This window comes from Microbulbifer sp. MLAF003 (assembly GCF_030012965.1).
Taxonomy (GTDB): Bacteria; Pseudomonadota; Gammaproteobacteria; order Pseudomonadales; family Cellvibrionaceae; genus Microbulbifer; species Microbulbifer variabilis.
In genome coordinates, this window is record NZ_CP120232.1 from 2,349,922 (window position 1) to 2,369,912 (window position 19,991).

At 46.6% G+C, this 19,991-nt stretch carries 16 protein-coding genes and 2 pseudogenes; 9 read left to right on the top strand and 9 right to left on the bottom strand.

Translation table 11 applies throughout. From position 1 onward, the window contains the following. Positions 1 to 104 precede the first annotated feature (104 nt). The 4 genes and pseudogenes from P3339_RS11360 (at position 105) to P3339_RS11375 (ending at position 3,784) form a co-directional block, all read left to right on the top strand. Positions 105 to 649 (top strand): annotated as a pseudogene (locus P3339_RS11360) (MarR family winged helix-turn-helix transcriptional regulator). Positions 650 to 891: 242 nt separating this feature from the next. Further along, a complete protein-coding gene (locus tag P3339_RS11365) occupies positions 892 to 1,956 on the top strand; it encodes an FAD-dependent oxidoreductase (RefSeq protein ID WP_282953469.1) in 1,065 nt (354 codons plus the stop codon). Between the two features lie 325 nt (positions 1,957 to 2,281). Continuing rightward, on the top strand, positions 2,282 to 3,091 hold the full coding sequence (locus P3339_RS11370; RefSeq protein ID WP_282953470.1) for a MipA/OmpV family protein: 810 nt from the start codon (positions 2,282 to 2,284) through the stop codon (positions 3,089 to 3,091). 258 nt (positions 3,092 to 3,349) lie between these two features. Then, complete coding sequence (locus P3339_RS11375) at positions 3,350 to 3,784, top strand: MarR family winged helix-turn-helix transcriptional regulator (protein WP_282953471.1); 435 nt, start codon at positions 3,350 to 3,352, stop codon at positions 3,782 to 3,784. A gap of 216 nt (positions 3,785 to 4,000) precedes the next feature. Here the strand turns inward: P3339_RS11375 and P3339_RS11380 are convergent, their stop codons facing one another. The 5 genes from P3339_RS11380 to P3339_RS11400 all read right to left on the bottom strand — a co-directional run bounded on the left by P3339_RS11380 (position 4,001) and on the right by P3339_RS11400 (position 10,426). Further along, positions 4,001 to 6,238, bottom strand: a complete 2,238-nt coding sequence (locus P3339_RS11380) for a multicopper oxidase family protein (protein ID WP_282953472.1) — start codon at positions 6,236 to 6,238, stop codon at positions 4,001 to 4,003. 407 nt (positions 6,239 to 6,645) lie between these two features. After that, the gene (locus tag P3339_RS11385) at positions 6,646 to 7,191 is read right to left on the bottom strand and encodes a hypothetical protein (protein ID WP_282953473.1); all 546 of its coding nucleotides are present in this window, start codon (positions 7,189 to 7,191) and stop codon (positions 6,646 to 6,648) included. 284 nt (positions 7,192 to 7,475) lie between these two features. Further along, positions 7,476 to 9,128: a radical SAM protein gene (locus P3339_RS11390; protein ID WP_282953474.1), complete on the bottom strand. Its 1,653-nt coding sequence runs from the start codon at positions 9,126 to 9,128 to the stop codon at positions 7,476 to 7,478. A 294-nt stretch (positions 9,129 to 9,422) separates the two neighbouring features. Then, on the bottom strand, positions 9,423 to 10,133 hold the full coding sequence (locus P3339_RS11395; protein ID WP_282953475.1) for an AraC family transcriptional regulator: 711 nt from the start codon (positions 10,131 to 10,133) through the stop codon (positions 9,423 to 9,425). Between the two features lie 5 nt (positions 10,134 to 10,138). After that, positions 10,139 to 10,426, bottom strand: a complete 288-nt coding sequence (locus P3339_RS11400; RefSeq protein WP_282953476.1) for an AraC family transcriptional regulator ligand-binding domain-containing protein — start codon at positions 10,424 to 10,426, stop codon at positions 10,139 to 10,141. A 117-nt stretch (positions 10,427 to 10,543) separates the two neighbouring features. Between P3339_RS11400 and P3339_RS11405 the strand changes: the two genes are divergently transcribed. From P3339_RS11405 to P3339_RS11420, 4 genes are all read left to right on the top strand, one after another. Next, on the top strand, positions 10,544 to 11,887 hold the full coding sequence (locus P3339_RS11405; protein WP_282953477.1) for a flavin-containing monooxygenase: 1,344 nt from the start codon (positions 10,544 to 10,546) through the stop codon (positions 11,885 to 11,887). Between the two features lie 13 nt (positions 11,888 to 11,900). Continuing rightward, the gene (locus P3339_RS11410; protein ID WP_020412809.1) at positions 11,901 to 12,869 is read left to right on the top strand and encodes an SDR family oxidoreductase; all 969 of its coding nucleotides are present in this window, start codon (positions 11,901 to 11,903) and stop codon (positions 12,867 to 12,869) included. 1 nt (position 12,870) lies between these two features. Further along, complete coding sequence (locus P3339_RS11415; protein WP_020412808.1) at positions 12,871 to 13,698, top strand: SDR family NAD(P)-dependent oxidoreductase; 828 nt, start codon at positions 12,871 to 12,873, stop codon at positions 13,696 to 13,698. A gap of 300 nt (positions 13,699 to 13,998) precedes the next feature. Beyond that, positions 13,999 to 14,208, top strand: coding sequence for a cold-shock protein (locus tag P3339_RS11420; protein ID WP_020412807.1), 210 nt, complete (start codon positions 13,999 to 14,001; stop codon positions 14,206 to 14,208). 85 nt (positions 14,209 to 14,293) lie between these two features. Here the strand turns inward: P3339_RS11420 and P3339_RS11425 are convergent, their stop codons facing one another. After that, positions 14,294 to 15,172: a LysR family transcriptional regulator gene (locus P3339_RS11425; protein ID WP_020412806.1), complete on the bottom strand. Its 879-nt coding sequence runs from the start codon at positions 15,170 to 15,172 to the stop codon at positions 14,294 to 14,296. Positions 15,173 to 15,293: 121 nt separating this feature from the next. Between P3339_RS11425 and P3339_RS11430 the strand changes: the two genes are divergently transcribed. Next, on the top strand, positions 15,294 to 16,067 hold the full coding sequence (locus P3339_RS11430) for an FMN-dependent NADH-azoreductase (protein WP_282953478.1): 774 nt from the start codon (positions 15,294 to 15,296) through the stop codon (positions 16,065 to 16,067). Here the strand turns inward: P3339_RS11430 and P3339_RS11435 are convergent. The 3 genes and pseudogenes from P3339_RS11435 to P3339_RS11445 all read right to left on the bottom strand — a co-directional run bounded on the left by P3339_RS11435 (position 15,994) and on the right by P3339_RS11445 (position 19,780). Continuing rightward, the gene (locus P3339_RS11435) at positions 15,994 to 16,782 is read right to left on the bottom strand and encodes a CLCA_X family protein (protein WP_282953479.1); all 789 of its coding nucleotides are present in this window, start codon (positions 16,780 to 16,782) and stop codon (positions 15,994 to 15,996) included. The two genes, P3339_RS11430 and P3339_RS11435, sit on opposite strands and share 74 nt — an antisense overlap. Before the next feature lie 128 nt (positions 16,783 to 16,910). After that, entirely contained in the window at positions 16,911 to 17,537 is a 627-nt protein-coding gene (locus P3339_RS11440) for an anaerobic ribonucleoside-triphosphate reductase activating protein (RefSeq protein WP_282953480.1), read from the bottom strand. 2 nt (positions 17,538 to 17,539) lie between these two features. After that, a pseudogene (locus P3339_RS11445) lies at positions 17,540 to 19,780 on the bottom strand (ribonucleoside triphosphate reductase). Positions 19,781 to 19,991 lie beyond the last annotated feature (211 nt).

The following is a 19,991-nucleotide window of genomic DNA, read 5'->3' on the forward strand; positions in this document are numbered from 1 at the left end:
TTGAGAAGATGCCATTTCGCTGCAATATCAGAAGTTCTTAGTGAATATGGTGCGGACCTATATAATCTGCCGGATTACCCTAACTCTGAGATTGAGAGGTAGCTTTGAACAGTATTGAACAAGTGTTAGTGGCCTTGCGGCGCGTGATAAGAGCAACAGATTTACACTCTAAGCACTTGGCTAAAACCACAGGTCTGACCGCTCCACAAGTTTTACTGCTACAAGCCATTCGAAATAAGGGTGAGGTGACAATTGGCGAGCTTGCGAATGAAGTCAGCCTCAGTCAGGCCACAGTGACTAATATATTGGATCGCTTGGAGAAGAGGGGTTTGTATACCGGCAGCGCTCTCAAGCAGATAAGCGCAAAGTGCATGCCTACCTTACAGAAGAGGCTGCCGAAACTTTGCGCGATGCCCCCATCCCACTCCAAGACCAGTTTGCTCGCCAGTTTGGTGACCTGAAGGATTGGGAGCAAAGCATGATCATCGCATCGCTGCAGCGAGTTGCTCAAATGATGGATGCGCAACATATCGATGCTTCACCAGTATTGGATATCGGCGTATTGGATCGGCAGGGAGCAGCTTTGGATAAGCAGGGGGTTGCACTGGGCTACAGTGAAGCTTCTAATGAATCCGAAGATAAAAAGTAAGGCTAACTGTGCGAAACTCTTGTTTCGCACAGTTAGCCTTACTTTGAATCAGGAAATTGCCGGTTGATCGTAGCAACTGGTCAAGATTTTATAGATAACCATGGATCTTATTATGGCTGTAACTCCCCATGGACATTCGTCTAAGCTTTCAACTAGAACCTCTTAGAGCGGGTCGAACTTGATACCTGTCGATCCTTTCCATTTACCTTTTCTCTAGACTTTTCCGGTTGAAAATCGTGAATATGGACGTATTAATTATAGGTGCGGGTCCCACCGGGTTAACAGCTGCGACAGCTTTGGCCTCCAAGGGAATCATTTGTCGTGTTGTAGAGCGTAAAAGTGAGCCCTCAGAGTTGTCTCGTGCCGTTGGCATAATGCCGGTAACGATTGATGCTTTGAAATCCCTGGGAGTTGCAGATGCGTTTCTGGCAGAAGCCATGCCATTGCGAAAGATGCATGTCCTGCGCGATGAGAAGACTCTGGTTTATCTGGATAATAGTGGAAACGAATATAGAGACCGGGTTCCGCTGGGGCTGCCTCAGAATCGAACGGAGGGTATTTTAAGGGATGCCTTGATGGATAAAGGTGTACAGGTGGAATATGATCTTTCTGTAACGAAAATCTCTACCAGTGCAGACAAAGCAGAAGTGCATTTTTCAGATAATACCAGCGGTGAGTTTGACTGGGTTATTGCGGCAGATGGTATCCAGTCTACCGTCCGGGAGCAGCTACAGATCGGATACCCTGGAATAGATCTACCAGGAAAGTGGTCTATTGCGGATGTAGATATTGTTGGAGATTTTGATTCCGAGGAGATTACTCTTGATCTCTATGGTAGAGATTGCCAATTTACATTAATCCTGCCAATTGAGAAGTATCGTGCCCGTATTGCCTCATCAACTGAGGACGCTCTGGGAAATATGCGATTACCGCTGAATATTGGCAGTGTCCGGCGCACCGGAACCTTTCAAATTTCTATCAGGCAGGCGGAAACCTATCGTAAAAACCGTGTTCTATTGGCTGGCGATGCTGCCCACTGCCATTCTCCAGTAGGCGGGAAAGGGATGAACCTGGGTATGGCAGATGCTATTGCTGCCGCAATGTCTATAGTCTATGGAAATGTTGATCAATATTCTTATACGCGTCGTAAGGTGGGCGCTTCTGTTGTTAAGAAAACAGAAATCGCAAGATACCTGATATCCTCTGAGAACCCGCTGGCAAAATCTTTATTTTGGTTCTCCGCCAAATGCATATCATCTATACCTCCTCTCCATCGCGCATTTATGAAGCAGTGGACTTCAGTTTAAGTAGCAGTTCTCTGATTGTGCGAAGGTTAAGTAAATATGCCAGCCAGCCTTAAGATTTGCTGAAAAAAATTTAAATTTTGCCTGTTTGGGTTGCCAACTTTTGTGAAGGCCGCTAAAGATCAACCTATACATAATTTAATATGCTAAGTGCATCTGGACCTGCCCATATCAATAATCAGCAAAAATAGGTATTGGACTCGTATTCAGGTAAACAATTCTTAACGATGAACTTGCCTTGGAAGTGACGCTGGTTGCGAAATGTTCACTTGCGATGGATACAATGCTCACAAGGATTTGCAACTAATAATAATTAAGGTATCAACTCATGACAATTACGCGAGATAAGTGCAGACATTTTTCAACTTCGCCGGCCTTTCGGACCTGCTTCGTACTTTGTAGCGCGATTCTGTCACAGTCCGTTTGGGCCAAAGAAGAAGTTGAACAGTCCCCAAGGCAGGCTGAAGCCGGCTATTCGCTGGGGATTGGTGCCTTTAGTTCAGAGTCTATCTACGTAGGGGGCGAGAACCAAAATCGCATATTTCCTTTGCTTTCCGCCCATTATAAACGTTTTTATTTCCAGGGCTTTGAGCTAGGAGCTAATTTGTATCGCAATCATGGAATTAATGTGAAATTCGGAGTTGGGGGCGACTTTGTAGGCGATAAAGACCGCGGTGATAGTGATGAACTCGCTGATATGGAGGAGTTGGATATCGCTATCCTTGCGCGTTTGTCTATGGAGTACCGCGGATCAGTGGGTCTTTGGAAGGTGGGATTGTCTCAGGATATTAGCGGTATCCACGACGGATACAGTCTATCTGCTGGCTACAGCCTGCCTTATAAGTATGGAAATTGGATTATCAAGCCTGAATTAAATGCCAGTTGGCAGAGTGAGAAGACCTTGGATTATTACTATGGCGTGAATACCGATGAAGCCACATTAAATAGGGCTGCATATAAAGCGGATGCCGGCATTGTCTCTAAACTAGGCTTGCAAGCCGGCTATGGCTTTACTCCCAGATTGATGCTATTGGGGAAAGTTCAACATGCTTGGTATGGTGATGAGATTAGTAATAGCCCTATAGTGGCAGTGAACAGTGCGAGCCGGGTTTCACTTATGTTGAACTACTGGTTTTAGGCATACTCTTCCGGGGCATATTAGTGCTGTCTAACTAACCATCTCTTTGAAGGAGGGGCAGATTCTGATTATACGGCCGCTAATACTTCCTGCAAATTTGCTGGTGTTTTACTTTGCAATATCTTCTCTAAATCAATCTAGTTGATATATGTCATCTATATTGAAGCAATTGCTGCTTGTCAACTAACGGAGTTAAGGAATAATGGAGCCGGGTGCTTCGCACCTGCTGTACTCACCATTGAATATGGAGTTGTGCCAATGGCAAAAAACAGAACGGTTCATGAAGCTGCATTTCGTTTGAGCTATGACTTAAGCTTGCAGATAGCCCCGGAACTTGGCCGCCTGAGCATGAAGCTTGCTCCCCAACAACTGAGGGCCATGCGGCAAATTTGGACTAAGGAAGAGTCCACCCTGGCTGAACTGAGTGCTACGCTGAAACGCGACAAAGGACAGGTCACCCGACTTGTAGATGAACTTTGTAGTCTGGATATGGTAAAGAGAGTACCCAACCCTAATGATGGTCGCAGTAAGTTGCTAAAACTTACCAAGAAAGGTTACAAATTCTTCGAAACCATAGAAGAAATAGAAGCTGAATTCTCACAGCAATTAACTAAAGGTATTAGCAAGGAAGACTTGAAAGTATTCTTCTCAGTAGCTGATCAACTTTCAGAAAATTTATGCAATGTGGGTTAAGCATGTTATTTGTTCTTACAGAAGACTTGCTTGATTGTGGGGTTGAGTGTCGCTCCAAATAGCGGGATTTCTAAAAAAGAGCGTCACAATTGCGACGCTCACTATGTAAAAAGTGTTTGTATATTGCTTAATAACATATACTTAAGAAATCATGCTTGTCAGTCTCATTTATCAGTCAGTCGGAACGCCACGTGACCGCCATCCATTGATCTATTCTTACATCTTTCTCTTGGTGAGTTCACAGGTGAGGTGGCTGCCTGCATCGCTGGTTTTCAAGCTTTGCTTGAAACTCTTGGTGTAGAAAGGCCAGGTCGGCTCGTCATTTTTACCTAAGAGAGTTTCAAGAAAGCTGAAGTTTGAATCCTGCTCTCTCGAACTCAGCGGATAAGGAATAGGTCTTTTTTTATCTCCTAAAGTTCTGCCATACATTTTCATAGGGCGCATCATGTCGTAGTCCTCATGGGACAGCAAATGACAATGCCACACATACTCTCCGTTAGTACAATCGATTCCCGTACAGTCAAAATTTGCTTTGATCCGAGTAACATAGCCAGGAAGAGTGATGACAGTGTCTTTACGGCCGGACTCATTGGGTTGGGGCAGCACCTCGTCCCCCGTAAGCTTGAATGTTAATGGGTTGATAATCGCGCCAGTAATCAATTGTCCGAAAGGATCAGAGGGGTCCACTTGCGGCCTATCAATCAGCTCGTAAAGAGCTTGCTGCCGGTTCAGTATATCGAACTCTACGAGATGTACATGAATCGGATGTGCTGCGCGAGTAGTATTGTGGAACTCCCAGATTTCTGTTGTACCTACCTGGACGATCTCTGTTAGCGGATCCTGAAAAGAGAGGCTGCCAAATTCAAAAGTACCTAGCATAAGCAAGCTGCGGCCGTGATCTAATGTGTCCCCCTCGTTGTCCGAAACTCGAAATAGAGATAGTCTCCGGCGCCGGTCGACTACTTGAGGCAGGATTGGCGGATTGCCTAGTTGAGTATCAGCGGATAGATTTAAATTCCCTATGCAGTTAGGCTTACAGTCTTCTTCAAAATAACGGTCTCTCTGATCAAGATCATTCCCTACATCGAAGCGCAAGATATCCCTGGCAACCTCTGTAGGCGGAGCTATTTCATCGTCTTTCCTAAGCAAGAACCAGCTTTCATCTTTCTTAAAGACCAGCAGTTCGGTCTGGCCGTTTGGAGCTGGCAATTCGGGATTAAAATACCCCTTAAACATGCTATCAGCCCCCTCATTGCGCAAGAAAACACGACTGCCTTTATAAGGCGAAAAATCCACCAAAATATCATACCGCTCAGCTGGAGACATCACCAGTTGATCGACCTTGGTAGGATGCTCTAATAACCCTCCATCAGACCCAATTACATAAAATTCCACCGCATCATTGGATTCAGTTTCAAACTTAAACACATAGGTTCGCGTATCTGATGCGTTAAGCAAGCGAAGTCGGTATACCGTAGGGCTTACCTGGTGCTTCGGCCATACCTTCCCATTTACCAAGATAATATTGCCAAAGAATTCATCGAGAATCGTTGGGTTGGGCCATTCCGGCCGTATGTCAACATTGGGAAACGGTGATAAGGGTTCACCATGTACCCCTGGGTAGTAGAGTTGTCCGTCAGTGCTAAACAGTTTGTCCTGCACCATAATTGGGATAGTATGTTTATCATCTGGAAGCCTTCCTTCGGCAATCAACTCCTGTTCATGGTCATCTGTAATTAGATAGAAGCCAGCAGTACCCGCATAATTATTGAGTCGGGTGAGCCCAACTGTGTGATCGTGATACCATAATGTTGTGGCATCCTGAGTATTCGAATAATTGTAGCGGAAGTTATCAAGATCAAATGTTTTCCCTGTAAATGCAAAATTCTTTGTGTACCAAGCTTCAGGATGACCATCACTGCGAGGTTCTGTATGCCCACCATGTAGATGAATTACAATGGGGCGCGCATCAGGATCTTTCCGGACTACATATGGAACATGTATGGAAGTGTCAACAGGGAATAAGTGGGGTCCTTGCAATTTATTATCGAAGGCAACAGAAATAGGGTAACCTTCTTTCGCTAGAAATGTTGGGCCAGGGGAATGTACCTCACTTTCTCCCTCCAATCTGAAACCGTAGACTGTTGCCTTGGGGAACACCTGATTGGAGCCATCACAATATTTTAGCCCCAAATCAGCCTGAGTCTTTTCAACGGTAAGGTTGACTCTATTGAAAGGCGGTATAGCGTCACGAACATCAATAGTGGCTGGGATTGGTAGATCATTCTCAAATTTGCAAACTTTTTCGGCTTTTACCAGCTTAGTCTGGAAATAAGTGACTTCGTTACTCGTATCGCCGTCACTCTCATCCACATTCGCAGCCCCGAGACTACTGACTAAGAGTGAGCAGGCCCCAGCAGCTACCATCAGTAAACGTATATTTCCTCGTCTCATGAATTGCCTCTCAATATCCATATTCTATGTACAATGTTGGCGCCGGTGTTTAATGCGTTGTTCCCTTAATTACCTATAAGGCCCTTTGTTTTTCATGTGCAGGTAAGACCTGACGAATTAACTTCGTCTATTTTCGACTCTGACGTATCCATGGTTCAAATTGGTGATCTTTATGGTTCTCAGGTTTATGAATAACACTAGCAGTAGAAATTCTAAATCTGAAATTTTCTTTAAAAGAAAAGAAAAAAATTAAGTAATTTCACCTAATTTGTCACCCTATAATATGCCATTAAAAAATTCGCATCATTAATCCAGATGCATGTCAGTATTGCTAATTTCTAGCGGTTGAAAAAGGCCGCCTCTTTACAGCTATTTAGGCGGCCTTTGTCAGGTCAGTTTTTCTGCAGTTAGACCGCTAGTGCTGCAAAAGATACTGTTCGGTCCATACCTGCCAAGTACTTTTGGGGGCTTAATTCACCGCCGCTGACAAATAGCTCCAGTTTTTTGATCAACTCTGTTTCACTCAGTTTTTCGGTGCCTTTTACACCATCTGCAAGCACAATACGGCTACCAGAGGGCGGCATCAGGCGATCTAGAGCAAGATTATACTTTTTGAGTGCACCTAGAACACCATCCTGAGTGAAATAGCTGCCCTTACCAGAAAACTGGATGCCAGCTCGTAACGTTTCTAATTTTCCTGATGAGCTTTCAGGATTAGAAAGAATTGATTCTGCAACTTTGCCAATGCCTGGAGCGCCAATTACTCTAAGTCTCCCGCCATTTTTTAGCATCTTACGTACCCACAAGAGTACCTCGTCACGGCTGAAGGCTTCAAAAATAAGCCCATCCAGCCAGACCGCATCATACAAATCTAACTTACTTGGGGCAGCTACGAGAAGTTGCTGCTCGAGACGAGTGAATTTGTAATTACTAAATTGAAATGCTTTTAACACATCCTCAGCGATAACACACTGGCCTCGTCGCGGGCTTAGGATATGTACCGATTCATTGACTTCTGCGAGAAAGGGGGCCCAGACTGCAGGGACTCTTGCAAGCATCAACACTTTACCAATGTTATGGAATCCATGTTGAAAGACTGAGTACCTGTAATAATCAATCCCCTTTGTGTATGGTGAAATTGGCCTTTGATCGGGCAATGAACTTTTGATGCTCCAATCAGGTAGTGGAGACTTTACAGAGTCAAGTTTGCCACATAGCTCTACACCAGATACTTTGGCTACAATCTCATAATACTTTTTTGGCTTTTCAGCATTATTGAACGTTTTTCTTTGTCGTTCTTTAAATGCCTTTTATCAGTTGACTTGCATAATGTGCAAAAAGGTACCTCCTCAGGTGTACCCATTGTTTCTCGCAGATGCTGCATATAAGGGTGATTCCACATGTTTTTTTCGCTATGGAAGTCCTTGGCGTTGGTCCATTTAAATTTTGGTAATTTCCGGAAAAAGTTACAGCAGACTTGAGTACGTTCAAAGATATCTATCTTGAGAGCTCTCCATGGGGCCCAGCAGATAGGAATTAGGTTCTGGTTCTCAAAAACAGACCACTCGTAGCTGTAGGACACACCATCACCAGTCTCCGCCATAGCCTCCAGGTCACTGTTACTTACCACTACCTTTGCTAGGTTTAAGCCTGTCGCCTGAGGCATGGAGACCATGACTGGCCTGATTTTGGGTTTACTCGCTCTCAATGCGGCATTGGCAGTATTAACTTTCTTGTCAATCGGTTTCTTGGATAACCTGTTGGTTATTACTAGCGACTTTGGGGTATTGCTCAGCATGCCTGGTACTTTATGACTGCTGGGTGTGATGTGATACTCTCTATCAGTAGCTACGATTGAGGGGTTATTCTGCTGTGGACATACTCTATCGCCTTCTGCCGCACCAAGCAGTTTCTTCAAACTAGGAAGAGCTTTTGAAAGTGCAATGCCGTGGATAGCGCACTCTTGTTCAAGCTGCCGGAAAACATAATCTGCCCTATGAGGAATCTTGAAAATACTGGCTTCCTCAGTCAGCAATTGGTTGCGGCCATACTGGGGTGGCGGAACCATTGGATTAACGTTCAAATCCTTGAAGCCAAACCTGCGTAGCAAAGCTGGTAATTCCGGAAGTTCATCAAGGTTGCCGCTATGAACAACATATCCAGCCCTTAGCCATGGGCGCTCTCTGCCGTGTCGTTGCTTTAAGTCATTAAGTCGATCCATATTGTCTACGAACCGCTCCCACTTTAATGGGGCCATGGTCCATTCATAAGTTTCCTTGCGCGCGGCATTTACCGATACATAGAGGTATGAAAAATACTGCGCGACAATATCTGCCACCTCTGGACGCATAATTGAGCCATTAGTGACACACCCTAGAGACAAATATGGTGCAGTTTCCCTAAGCTGTTCCAGTATCTCCAGAATTTTTGGGTGGGCAAAAGGTTCACCAAGTCCTCCGCCATTGGGCCTGAAAGCACGACAAAATTTAAGCCAGTTGGCTTTTTGAAATTGATCAAATGACAGTTTCTGATTTGATACCCGTTCAGGCAGGTATGCACAAAAGTTGCACCGGGCGTTACAGATGTCAGTAATACTCGCACTGATACTGATTGGAAATGATGAAACTTTTCCAATACCCAGTGCAGTTTCCCAGGCCGCAAGTATCTGGTTGGCTTCAATCAATTCAAAACTTGCTTTGGCATCCTCGGCCACAGCGTCCTCAATAAAGCTCTTCCAATCTTCGTAATTTCCCCTCAAGGGTGGAAAATTGCCATAAGTTCTGGTCCGAATATCTTTATTGATGGCATGAAATCGTTTAATAAAAGGATCAGTTGAGTTGTAATCACCTAAGTTGCTAAATTGCGCCCTAGAAAAAATTCCGCCTTTCATTGATATCGAACTCCTTACAAAAAAAATCTAGTGTTCGAATTTTGATCATAGCCTCTGTGTAGTGGCCGGGTCTTTGTCGGATAAAGTGCCGCTTGTGTTTATTAACTATTCTTGGGAGGTTAGATTTAGCGCTTTCAATGGAGATGTTTGTAGCGCCTGCTCTGGTTAAACGGAATGATCGGGATATAGCCGCCCAAATATGGAGCGCGCCCTTACTTTTGAGGGAGTATGAGGAAGAAATTGGCTACAAGAAGGCCAGTATTAGTGAACAGATCGGCTTCTACTATTGAAGAATCAAATTGTCTTGTGTTTAAGACTCTGTCTATAAGAGCCAGGAGAAATGCTCTCCCAGCGCCGGAATGCTTTACCGAAGGCACTTTCATCGGAGTATCCTAGGGTCGAGGCAATTTCGACAATTGTTTTTTCCCCTTCTTTAAGCCATTGTTTCGCATAGTGACTACGCACTTCATCCTGAAGAGCACGAAAGCTGATCTGTTCTTCCTGCAGCTTACGACCCAAATGTCTAGGGCTTAGGCAAAGATGCTTGGCGACTTTCTCACGTGTTAAACCTGGGGCCTGCTGAAGTAAAAGTGTTACCTTTCGGTGTAGGGTCTTTGCGGCAAACGTCTGTAAGAGAACATCTGCTTTGGGTTTTAAGCAGGCCACGACTTCTTCATCCGCCGCAATTAACGGTAGAGCTAAGTCTTTAGCTGTGAATTGAATCGCTGATACCTTGGCGTTGAACTCAAGTGGTAGTTGTAAAAGTTCCTGATAACATTGCTGTAGGGCAAGGCTAGGCGCAGGGTACGAGAGAAGTAGTTTGAGGGGTTGAAACTTTCCGCCAGTCAAGATTCGTGTTTGAGCAATACAAGCAGTGAGCACTGTTTCTACACGGATTTTTGCAAAGCTTAAAAAGCTGGGGTGGTAACACAGGTTTACAGCAAATGCATCGCGACGCATTTCAAAGTGACCACCTTCGCCCAGCAACGGGTGGTAGGTAATCAATTGCTCTATCGCCTCTCCCAAATTTTTTGGGTCATCAGGAGGTAACCCACTATGCCGATTTGGCTCGCTTGCATGGCAAGCCCAAGCCTTACCCCCAATAAAGGGTCATGATAACTCTCGATTACCGACTCCCACAACAGGTCCTGCAGGTAAATTGGAATACGTTCTTCCTGGTTTATTTGGGACAGTAAGTTGCTCGCTCCCTCTGGTATGGCGAGACCCAAGCTGGTCAGAGCCTCGAATAAGGCCCTGGTATAGTTAAGGTTTACACTTCTGGTGTCGGTCAAATCCATCAAAAATGTCCCAAATTAACCAGTACATGCCCGATAATGACGATCTGTAATTGATTTGTCACGGTATATTCCTTTTATCTTGGCGCTATAACGAATAAACAGGGAAAGGGAGCTGCCGTGAAACCCTATGCAGTGATTGGTGCCGGTCCTATGGGCCTTTGTACCGTTCGAAATTTACTCAAGCATGGAATTCCTTGTATTGGCTTTGAGCTGCACAGTGATGTCGGGGGGTTATGGGATATCGATAACCCCACCAGCACAATGTATGAATCGGCGCACCTTATTTCCTCCAAGAAGATGACCGAATTTGCTGAGTTTCCGATGGGGGAGGGCGTCGCTGACTACCCAAGTCACAGGGAGATGCGTGATTACTTCCGATCCTATGCGAGAAAATTTGGTCTTTATGGCCATTACGAGTTCGACACAGAAGTCTTGAGATGTGAACGTAGCGGGCCAAACTGGCTGATTACCACTCGTAGAAAGTGGCAGGAAAGAACTCGGGAGTTTAGCGGACTACTCATTGCCAGCGGAACTTTGCACCACCCCAACCAGCCTGAACTTCCGGGCCAATTTGCTGGAGAGTTACTACATTCTGCGCAATATCAGTCCTCTGAAATCTTTGCCGGGAAAAAAGTCCTGTTGATTGGCTGTGGTAACAGTGGGGCGGATATTGCTGTAGACGCAGCACATAGAGCGAAAAGCGTTGATATCAGCCTGCGCCGTGGCTATTACTTTCTGCCGAAGTACATTGCCGGCAAACCTATCGATCAGTTAGGCGGCAAACTACAGTTACCTCTCTTTGTTAAGCGGCGCCTTACAAAGGCGCTGACCCAATTTTCATTGGGTCGCCCATCTCAATACGGCTTGCCAGAGCCTGATTATCAATTCTTTGAATCTCACCCAGTAGTCAACTCCTTGCTCCTGCATCATATTGGCCATGGAGATATCAATCCCAGGCCTGATATCAAATCAGTCAATGAGAATAAGGTGAGATTCGCAGATGGAAGTTGCGGAGCGTATGACCTGATCGTGCAAGCTACCGGTTACAAATTGCATTACCCGTTCTTGGATAGCAGCGAGCTGAACTGGGGTGGTCATGCACCAAGCCTGTATCTGAATGTATTCCATCCGGAGTCCGACAACCTCTTTATGATGGGTATGGTAGAGGCGGCTGGATTGGGATGGGAAGGACGCAATAAGCAAGCGGAACTTGTTGCACTTTTTATTCGTCAGTTAATTTCTGGCGCACCGTCTGCTAGTAGATTTAGGAAAATCATCCAGCAGAGATCGGCAAAACGTGTAAACGGCGGTATACGTTATCTGGAACTTGAGCGCATGGCGTATTATGTACACAAAGACGCCTATTTAAGGGCACTCAGAACACATAAGGCAGATTTACAAAAAGATCTCCTACCACAAGATGAGGTTTTCTGCACAAGCAGGCCAGAAGCAACTTCCTGATAGGAGCCTCAAAATGAACAAGCGGATTTTGATTACTGGGGCGGCGGGATATATAGGTCTCCAGCTTGGGGAGCAGTTGAGTAAGACTTTTCCTGTGACCGGGATTGATATCCGAACTAGAATCGCGAGTTTTCCAATTCTTGCTCATGATATCTGTGATAAAGACCTGGGTAAGATAATTCAGAACGAATCTATAACCCATGTGATTCATCTAGCATCAGTGATGGCTGCGGGACGTGACCACGCTGCTGAATACCGTATAGATGTGGAAGGCACAAGAAATGTATTGGAGGCCTGTCTCTACGCGGGAGTTGAACATATCACTGTAACAAGCAGTGGCGCCGCCTATGGTTATTATCCGGATAATCCACCCAAACTCGAGGAACATCACCCTTTGAGGGGGAACCCTGAATTTGGATACTCCAATAACAAGCGCAAAGTTGAGAAGCTGCTGGCTGAATACCGTGAGCGGTATCCGTATCTCAAGCAACTGGTATTTCGCGTGTCTTCCGTTTTAGGTGCCAACACCAATAATAAGATCAGCGCACTCTTTAGCCGAAAAGTACTTCTGGACCCCGGTGGGCATAATTCCCCCTTTGTCTTTATCTGGGACCAGGATGTGATCCGCGCACTCACGCTTGGTGTGAGTACTGGGAACAGTGGCATATTCAATCTAACCGGTGATGGCAGTCTCAGCCCCAAGGAAATAGGTCAAATTCTGTCCAAACCACTGATGAGACCACCAGTATGGCTGATAAAAGCGGTTCTCTGGCTGGGTTACAGCCTCCACCTAACGGATACCCACCCAGACCACGTGGCCTTTTTGCAATACAGGCCGGTACTGGATAATCGCCGTTTAAAAGAAGAGTTGGGGTTTATTCCGGAGAAGACTTCAAAAGAGGTTTTTCACCTGTTTGCAGAAAGGGCACTCGGCATAGTAGCACTCTCCAGTAAAACTCCCTTGTCTGTGGAGGAGAGTTGAGATGGACACAAATCAGTCGGAAAATTTACAGAAGACTTTTGTGATTACAGGGGCTGCCGAAGGCTTGGGTTGGGCGATTACCCTGTGCCTTGCAAAAAAATATAGAGCTGAATTTGTTCTGGTCGATATTTCAGCTGAAAAACTTCGTCAAAGAGAGGCCCAACTCAGGGCTATCGGTGTTCGAGTCAGGATATATACCGTTGACCTATCAAACTGCTTGGCATTAGAGGAGCTGGCTCAATCCTTACGGAATGAGCATTCAAGAGTCGATCTGCTGGTAAACAATGCTGGCATTACACACCGAAGCCTCTCTACACAGACGTCCAGCGCGGTTATTCGCAAGGTGATGGCGGTGAATTACCATGTCCCGGTAGAGCTTACTCAAGGCTTGTTTACGGAGCTAAAAGCGGCATCAGGCTGTGTGGTAAATATCAGTTCAATGGCTGGATGGATGCCGGTATTGGGGCGGGCGGGCTATTGCGCAGCCAAGAGTGCATTGCACCAGTATTTTGAGGTATTCCGTGAGGAAGTGCGGAACGATGGAGTTAGTGTATTAATGGTTTACCCAAGTTTCCTGGCTACAACGATTGAGCAGAACGCTTTAGCTGGAGATGGTGGGCAGGCGCGGCACCAAAGGAGCACCGTGGGAGCGGTGCGTAGCCCTGAGTGGATGGCCAATCAGATTATGACGGCATTGGAAAAGGGCAGGGAGCGTTGGTTTCCAAAAGATATAAGCCTGATTGGAGCCTACTTGTACAGGCTGGCCCCGATGACCTTTCTCAAACAATTAAGAAGGCGTTTTCGTATGGAGCTAGGTAGCACTCCCTAGTGAGAGCTCTCTAGGACACAGAGTGAACTATAGCTAGAGCGGAAAATCTTTAAAATAGGCCATTTATAATACAGCTATTGAGTTATCTGCTTCATTCCTATCCTTAATTTCTATTTTTATAGACACGAGTTAGCTCTAGGTGCTACTATCCCGATAGCTGGTATAAACGCCCAGTTTTTATTTTAGTTCAACTCGTGGTTTTAGTCATAATCCTTCGTTCTGTCTCTTTTAAATTCTCAGTTTTTGCCCGCTCGACCAACAGGTCAACTATGATCAATTTATTTTCTCAGGATATTTATTATGTCTAACACAACGACTGGTACTGTTAAGTGGTTCGATGAAGCCAAAGGTTTTGGCTTCATTGCACAAAAATCCGGCCCCGATGTTTTTGCACACTTCAGCAACATTGCCAGCAGTGGCTTTAAAACATTGCAGGAAGGGCAAGCTGTAGAGTTTACAGTTACCCAGGGTGCCAAGGGCCCTCAGGCAGAAAATATTATTTGCCTCTAAATTTTTAAGTCTTATTGCTTTTTAGTGATGGCTTGTTTATCGCCCTTTCGAGCTTTGCTCGTAAGGGCGATATCGTATACATAGTTTATTCTATTTCTTCAAGTAGCCAATCAAGAAACACACTAACCTGCTTGTTATTTATATTGCGGTCTGGGATTACTGCGCAGTATGAAAGCCCTTCAGCCTTTTGCTTTGTAGCTGCTGCGCTTTTATATGGCACCAACCATTCGTTCTGTAAGGCATTCTGAATCAGTAGGGAACTGACTAATGCAATCCCCTGGCTCGCTAGTGCGGCTTGTATGACATGATACTCCTGATCATATTGACGAATGGTAAGGTTTTTATTGAAGTCGCCAAGTAAGGATTTCCAACTGAATGGGGTTAAAGATTGGTTGATCCATTTGGTTTCTAATAGCTGCGCCTGCTCGAGGTCGGTTATGTTTGATAAGTAGTTCCGCGTAGCATACATACCCACTGATTCAGTAATAAGCCTTGTGCTATTTTTGGCTTTTGGATCAAATTCACCATAGCGAATAGCTACATCAATGTGTCGGTCGCGCTCAATATCATCTATCTGTTCACCGGTCGAAATGGATATCTCGATACCAGGATGCTTCTGATAAAAGCGCTCCAGGTGGGGAACCAGCCACAGTGCAGCAAAAGATGAAGTTGTACTGACAGCAATCACACTATTTGAGTTAGCGATTTCACCTATTGCTGCGGCAAGTTGCTGAAAAACTCGTGAAGTTGTTTCTGCGAGTAGCCTTCCTTCTTCTGTTAATTGTATTGCGCGGGTTTTACGCTCAAACAGCTGGCTGTCTAGCGTTTCTTCCAGACTTTTTATCTGATGGGATACTGCTGTAGGAGTGATAAAGAGTTCCTCTGCAGCTTTCTTGAAGCTACCGAGCCTCGCAGCTGCATCAAAAACCTTTAAGGAATTGAGGGAGGGTAGGCTTGGATACATGGACTACTCTTCCTTATAGATGAAATTAATTCATCTATAAGGAAAAATATCTCATTTGTCAAGAATGCTTGTAGACTGCACTATCGCTGGACCAAATGATGAATTTTTCGAGGTCTAGTAAATGAAAACCCTTCTTCATATTGAAGCCAGCGCCCAGATTTTCTGGACTATTCAGGTACCGGAGGAGTATAGGGACATACCAAAACACTCCTCTATCTCCAAGGCCGTTGCCGCAAGTTTTGTGAAGCGTTGGCTTGGGCTAAGACCAAAAGATAAACTCATCTATAGGGATGTTGGCCAGACCCCGCCAGGATTCATTACCCAGGATTGGATTGCCTCTGTATTCACTCCAGAAGATCAGCGTAGTGAAGAGCAAAAATCGTTGGTTACATTATCGGATACTTTGATCAATGAACTCGACCAGGCGGATGTCATAGTAATGTCCTCCCCAATGTATAACTACGGTATGCCGGCGGCTTTAAAAGCCTGGTTCGACCAGGTGATACGCATCAACAAGACCTTCACCTTTGACTTGGCCCGTGGAGACTATCCGCTTGAGCCCATTATGTCGGAGAAGGTTCTGGTGCTAATTACTTCTGCCGGAGAGTTTGGCTTTGCAGAGGGGGGAATACGCGAGAACATGAATCACTTGGGTCCTCATATCAGGACACTGAGCCATTACCTGGGGGTCGATCAAGTCCATGAAATCAATGCGGAATTCCAGGAGTTTGCGGATGAACGGCATCGAAATTCGGTAAACCAGGCTTTATTGCAAAGTCAGTCATTGGCCGAAGAGCTTGCTACTAAACTCAAAAGCCAACTTACTCACTCTCATTCAACTCAGCCCAAAGCGCTCGCCCTAAGAAAGCAAAGTATTGCTCAAATGCAAGATTGATCTGCTGGCGCTGGTGTCCTATCGGGTAGAGGCCAAGCTTGGCCTCTTTACTGGCCTTTGAGCCCGCCACCAGAAAGTTGTTGCTGATACTGGAATCCTGGATAAATGCCTCGAAGGCACGGGCACAAAGTTCAACTGGCTCACTGTAATAGATGGAACCGTTTGTCTTATCAGCCTTTACGGATGCAGTAACCAGATCGCTGGGATTGCTGCCTTCCTCGTCTAACATAATGGTTTTGAAGCATGCGAAAAGAAGATCATTTAGCGGGTGGGGTTCGGGAGTCGCACCGCGGAGCCAGGCGTCTGAGGCATACATACTTTGAGAAGTATCACTGAATGCCTTCTGGGCAAGGTGGTGATCCAGCGCGTGGAACCATTCGTGGGCGATAGATCCGGGTCCGGCGTTTTTAGCTAGTGAAAAGCTACGTGCAGAAGGGTCATAAAAAGCCGACATGCCTGGCCGACCGCCGATTCCATATTGAAAAGACAAGCTGCCTCTTAGGGATATAAGTGCTTCTGGCCCCTTGAGGATGGCCATTAAATCAACAAGGGCATCGTAAAATAGGCCCGCAGCTCGATCTCGCTCTTTATCGGTTACCCAGCGCCCAACTGCTATAGATCTGAAGCCAAAGCGCCTTCTGACATCGGCAAAAGAGACCAGTGAATTATCCCGCCGGCTGGGGCCTTGGCGATAGAACTGTCGGGACAACACCATAGTGGATTAGGGCAGGGGTCTATTGGGGAAGTTTGGATATTAATACAGCCTCTGTTCCATCAACAAGGCAGCGAGTGATGCTTGTCAGGTCAGGCCAATTCAGCAAGCGCCCGCCAAACTTGCTAGCCCTATGAAATAAAATTCAGAGTTTGGTCAAGCGCTTGCTCGGTATTGCAGCGCTGCACCTCTAAATGATGAACACCGCATTTGCGAAGCTTCTCCTGAATTTGAGCTAGCTCCTCATCGCTGGTGAGGTGAGGATGCCTGGTAAGGCGTACTTGCATTGCTGTTCCCGCCTCGACTAGTAGCTCTACACATTGCCAGGGTGCTGTACCGCTACCATCTACCCCGGTAATGGCAGGGTAATTTTCCGGCAACGCTTTTATATCCAGCCCAATCCAGTCCAAACTGGGGATCAAACGACTCAGTTTCCGAGGGTAGATCCCGGCAGTATGTAAACCTATCTTAAACCCCAGGCTTCGGGCTTGGGCAATGGCTGCTTCCAGTGCCCCCTGGGCAGTTGGCTCTCCGCCAGAAAATACCACCGCATCCAGCAGTCCTTGCCGGCTGGCGAGGAACCCCAATATCTGGTCCCAGTCGTAGGCACTGGGCGCGCGGGCCGGCAACAGATCACCATTATGGCAGTAGCGGCAACGCCAGGAACATCCCTGGCAAAAGACCACCGCGGCCAATTCACCAGGGAAGTCGATAGCGGTAAATGGTGTAAAACCGCCAATGCGCAGCTTTTCAGTCATGGTTATTTGTCACTACCAGCAACAAAAAAGCGGCGCTCCTTGTGTTCCGATTGTTTACCTGGATTCCAGAAGGAAACTGGGCGGTGATAGCCCATCACCCGGCTCCAGACTTCACAGCGGGTGCGCTCTTCATTTTTGAGTGGTGAGGTTGGTTTATTCATGATGTCTCTCCTTGGTGGTTGGTTTTAATCGCTGCAGCAAGATTGCTCACGAGCGAGCAGAGCCTCATCGCAGCGGGGACAGAATTCGTGTTCGCCGCTCAGGTAGCCGTGTACTGGGCATATAGAAAAGCTGGGAGTTACTGTGATATAGGGCAGCCGATAATTTTTCAGGGCGCGCTGTAATAAGCGGCGGCAGCTATCGGCATCTGGCAGTTGTTCGCCCAGGTATAGGTGCAGCACAGTGCCACCCGTATAACGGGATTGTAGGGATTCCTGCCGAGCCAACGCTTCGAAAGGATCATCGGTAAAGCCGACTGGCAGCTGGGATGAGTTGGTATAGTAAGGTGCTTCCGTGCTGCCAGCCTGAATAATGTCCTCATAGCGCTTTTGGTCTTCGCGGGCAAAACGGTAAGTAGTTCCCTCAGCCGGTGTGGCTTCGAGATTATAGAGGTGGCCGGTTTGTTCCTGGAACTCTGTCATTCGCAAACGAATATGATCGAGCAACTGCTCGGCAAGCTTTTTACCAGGCTCTGTGACGACACTTTCACGGTCTTCACTAAAGTTTCGCAGCATTTCATTAATGCCGTTAACGCCAATGGTGGAGAAGTGGTTACGCAGTGTGCCAAGATAGCGACGCGTGTAGGGAAACAGGCCGGCGTCCATATGCCGCTGAATCACTTTGCGCTTCACTTCCAGGGAATCCCGTGCAAGTAGCAGTAGTTTATCTAACTGGGCGAGCAGGAGGTCCCAGTCCCCCTTATACAAATAGCCCAGACGTGCACAGTTGATCGTTACTACACCGAGAGAGCCGGTCTGTTCCGCGGAGCCAAATAATCCATTGCCCCGTTTAAGCAGCTCTCGAAGGTCCAGTTGTAGGCGACAGCACATGGAGCGCACCATGTTTGGACTGAGGTCTGAGTTAATAAAGTTTTGGAAGTAGGGCAGTCCATAGCGGGCAGTCATGGCAAATAGCCGCTCGGCATTTTCGCTCTCCCAGGGAAAGTCCTCACTGATATTGTAAGTTGGAATTGGGAAAGTGAAGACTCTGCCGCGCGCGTCCCCTTTACTCATCACCTCAATATAGGCGCGGTTAATCAGGTCCATTTCCACCTGCAGGTCACCATAAGTGAATGGCATTTCTTTGCCGGCAATCACCGGCACCTGGTCTTGCAAGTCTTGAGGGCAAACCCAATCGAAAGTGAGGTTGGTAAAGGGAGTCTGGGTGCCCCAGCGGGATGGCACGTTCAGGTTAAAAATCAGCTCTTGCATGCACTGGCGCACACTGGCGTAATCCAGCTGATCCTTGCGTACAAAGGGTGCGAGATAAGTATCGAAGGAGCTAAATGCCTGGGCTCCAGCCCATTCGTTTTGCAATGTGCCAAGAAAGTTAACGATCTGCCCAACTGCACTGGTCAAGTGGGCGGGCGGTGCAGACTCCACTTTGCCGGGAACCCCATTCAACCCCTCGTGCAGCAGGGTGCGAAGTGACCAGCCTGCGCAATAGCCGGCCAACATATCCAGGTCATGGATGTGTAAATCGCCATCCCGATGGGCTGCACCAATCTCCGGGGAATAGACATGATTTAGCCAGTAATTGGCAATCATTTTACCGGCACTATTTAAAATCAGGCCGCCGAGAGAGTAGCCCTGGTTGGCATTAGCAGCGACACGCCAGTCCGCCTGCTCCAGATATTCTTCGATGGAAGCCCCAACATCTACCAGTGTTTGGCGATCATTACGTATGCGAGCATGTCGCTCCCGATAGGCGATGTAGGCCCGTGCTGTATCTATGTAATCGCAATTGATTAATATTTGCTCGGCGATATTTTGGATTTCCTCAATATCGACTGGTGTCGCTGCATCAAAGCGATGATTAATCACTTTCAGGATGCCCTGGGTTAGCCAATCAACTTCATCCTCACCAAATTCACCAGTAGCCCGCCCGGCTCGCACAAGTGCTGAAGTAATACGTTGAGAATCAAAAGCCATAGCGCGCCCATCCCGCTTTCGCACCAGAAAACTGCTTAGGTTTTGAGTAGGAGATATCGCACTGTCAATTTCTGGGGTAGTGGTACTTGTCATGGGCCTTCCTTCACAGATTGTGCGGGAAGCTTAAAGAAGTGCAAGAGAGGAGTGCTTGATCTGGATCACTATATATGGTGCTTTATGATTCAATTGGCACACTATGTTGTGCCCGGATGACAAGCTGCCTAGTTGAAAAACATTTAAATATCAAGGTGTCAGTACTAGGGTAATAGGGGTAGGGTGCAGTATTTTGGGGTGTGTTGCACAA

Excerpts from the sequence above, each read along its gene's own strand:
- P3339_RS11365 (WP_282953469.1), top strand. The coding sequence starts at position 892 with ATGGACGTATTAATTATAGGTGCGGGTCCCACCGGGTTAACAGCTGCG.
- P3339_RS11370 (WP_282953470.1), top strand. The coding sequence starts at position 2,282 with ATGACAATTACGCGAGATAAGTGCAGACATTTTTCAACTTCGCCGGCC.
- P3339_RS11375 (WP_282953471.1), top strand. The coding sequence starts at position 3,350 with ATGGCAAAAAACAGAACGGTTCATGAAGCTGCATTTCGTTTGAGCTAT.
- P3339_RS11380 (WP_282953472.1), bottom strand. The coding sequence starts at position 6,238 with ATGAGACGAGGAAATATACGTTTACTGATGGTAGCTGCTGGGGCCTGC.
- P3339_RS11390 (WP_282953474.1), bottom strand. The coding sequence starts at position 9,128 with ATGAAAGGCGGAATTTTTTCTAGGGCGCAATTTAGCAACTTAGGTGAT.
- P3339_RS11400 (WP_282953476.1), bottom strand. The coding sequence starts at position 10,426 with ATGGATTTGACCGACACCAGAAGTGTAAACCTTAACTATACCAGGGCC.
- P3339_RS11410 (WP_020412809.1), top strand. The coding sequence starts at position 11,901 with ATGAACAAGCGGATTTTGATTACTGGGGCGGCGGGATATATAGGTCTC.
- P3339_RS11415 (WP_020412808.1), top strand. The coding sequence starts at position 12,871 with ATGGACACAAATCAGTCGGAAAATTTACAGAAGACTTTTGTGATTACA.
- P3339_RS11420 (WP_020412807.1), top strand. The coding sequence starts at position 13,999 with ATGTCTAACACAACGACTGGTACTGTTAAGTGGTTCGATGAAGCCAAA.
- P3339_RS11425 (WP_020412806.1), bottom strand. The coding sequence starts at position 15,172 with ATGTATCCAAGCCTACCCTCCCTCAATTCCTTAAAGGTTTTTGATGCA.
- P3339_RS11430 (WP_282953478.1), top strand. The coding sequence starts at position 15,294 with ATGAAAACCCTTCTTCATATTGAAGCCAGCGCCCAGATTTTCTGGACT.
- P3339_RS11435 (WP_282953479.1), bottom strand. The coding sequence starts at position 16,782 with ATGGTGTTGTCCCGACAGTTCTATCGCCAAGGCCCCAGCCGGCGGGAT.
- P3339_RS11440 (WP_282953480.1), bottom strand. The coding sequence starts at position 17,537 with ATGACTGAAAAGCTGCGCATTGGCGGTTTTACACCATTTACCGCTATC.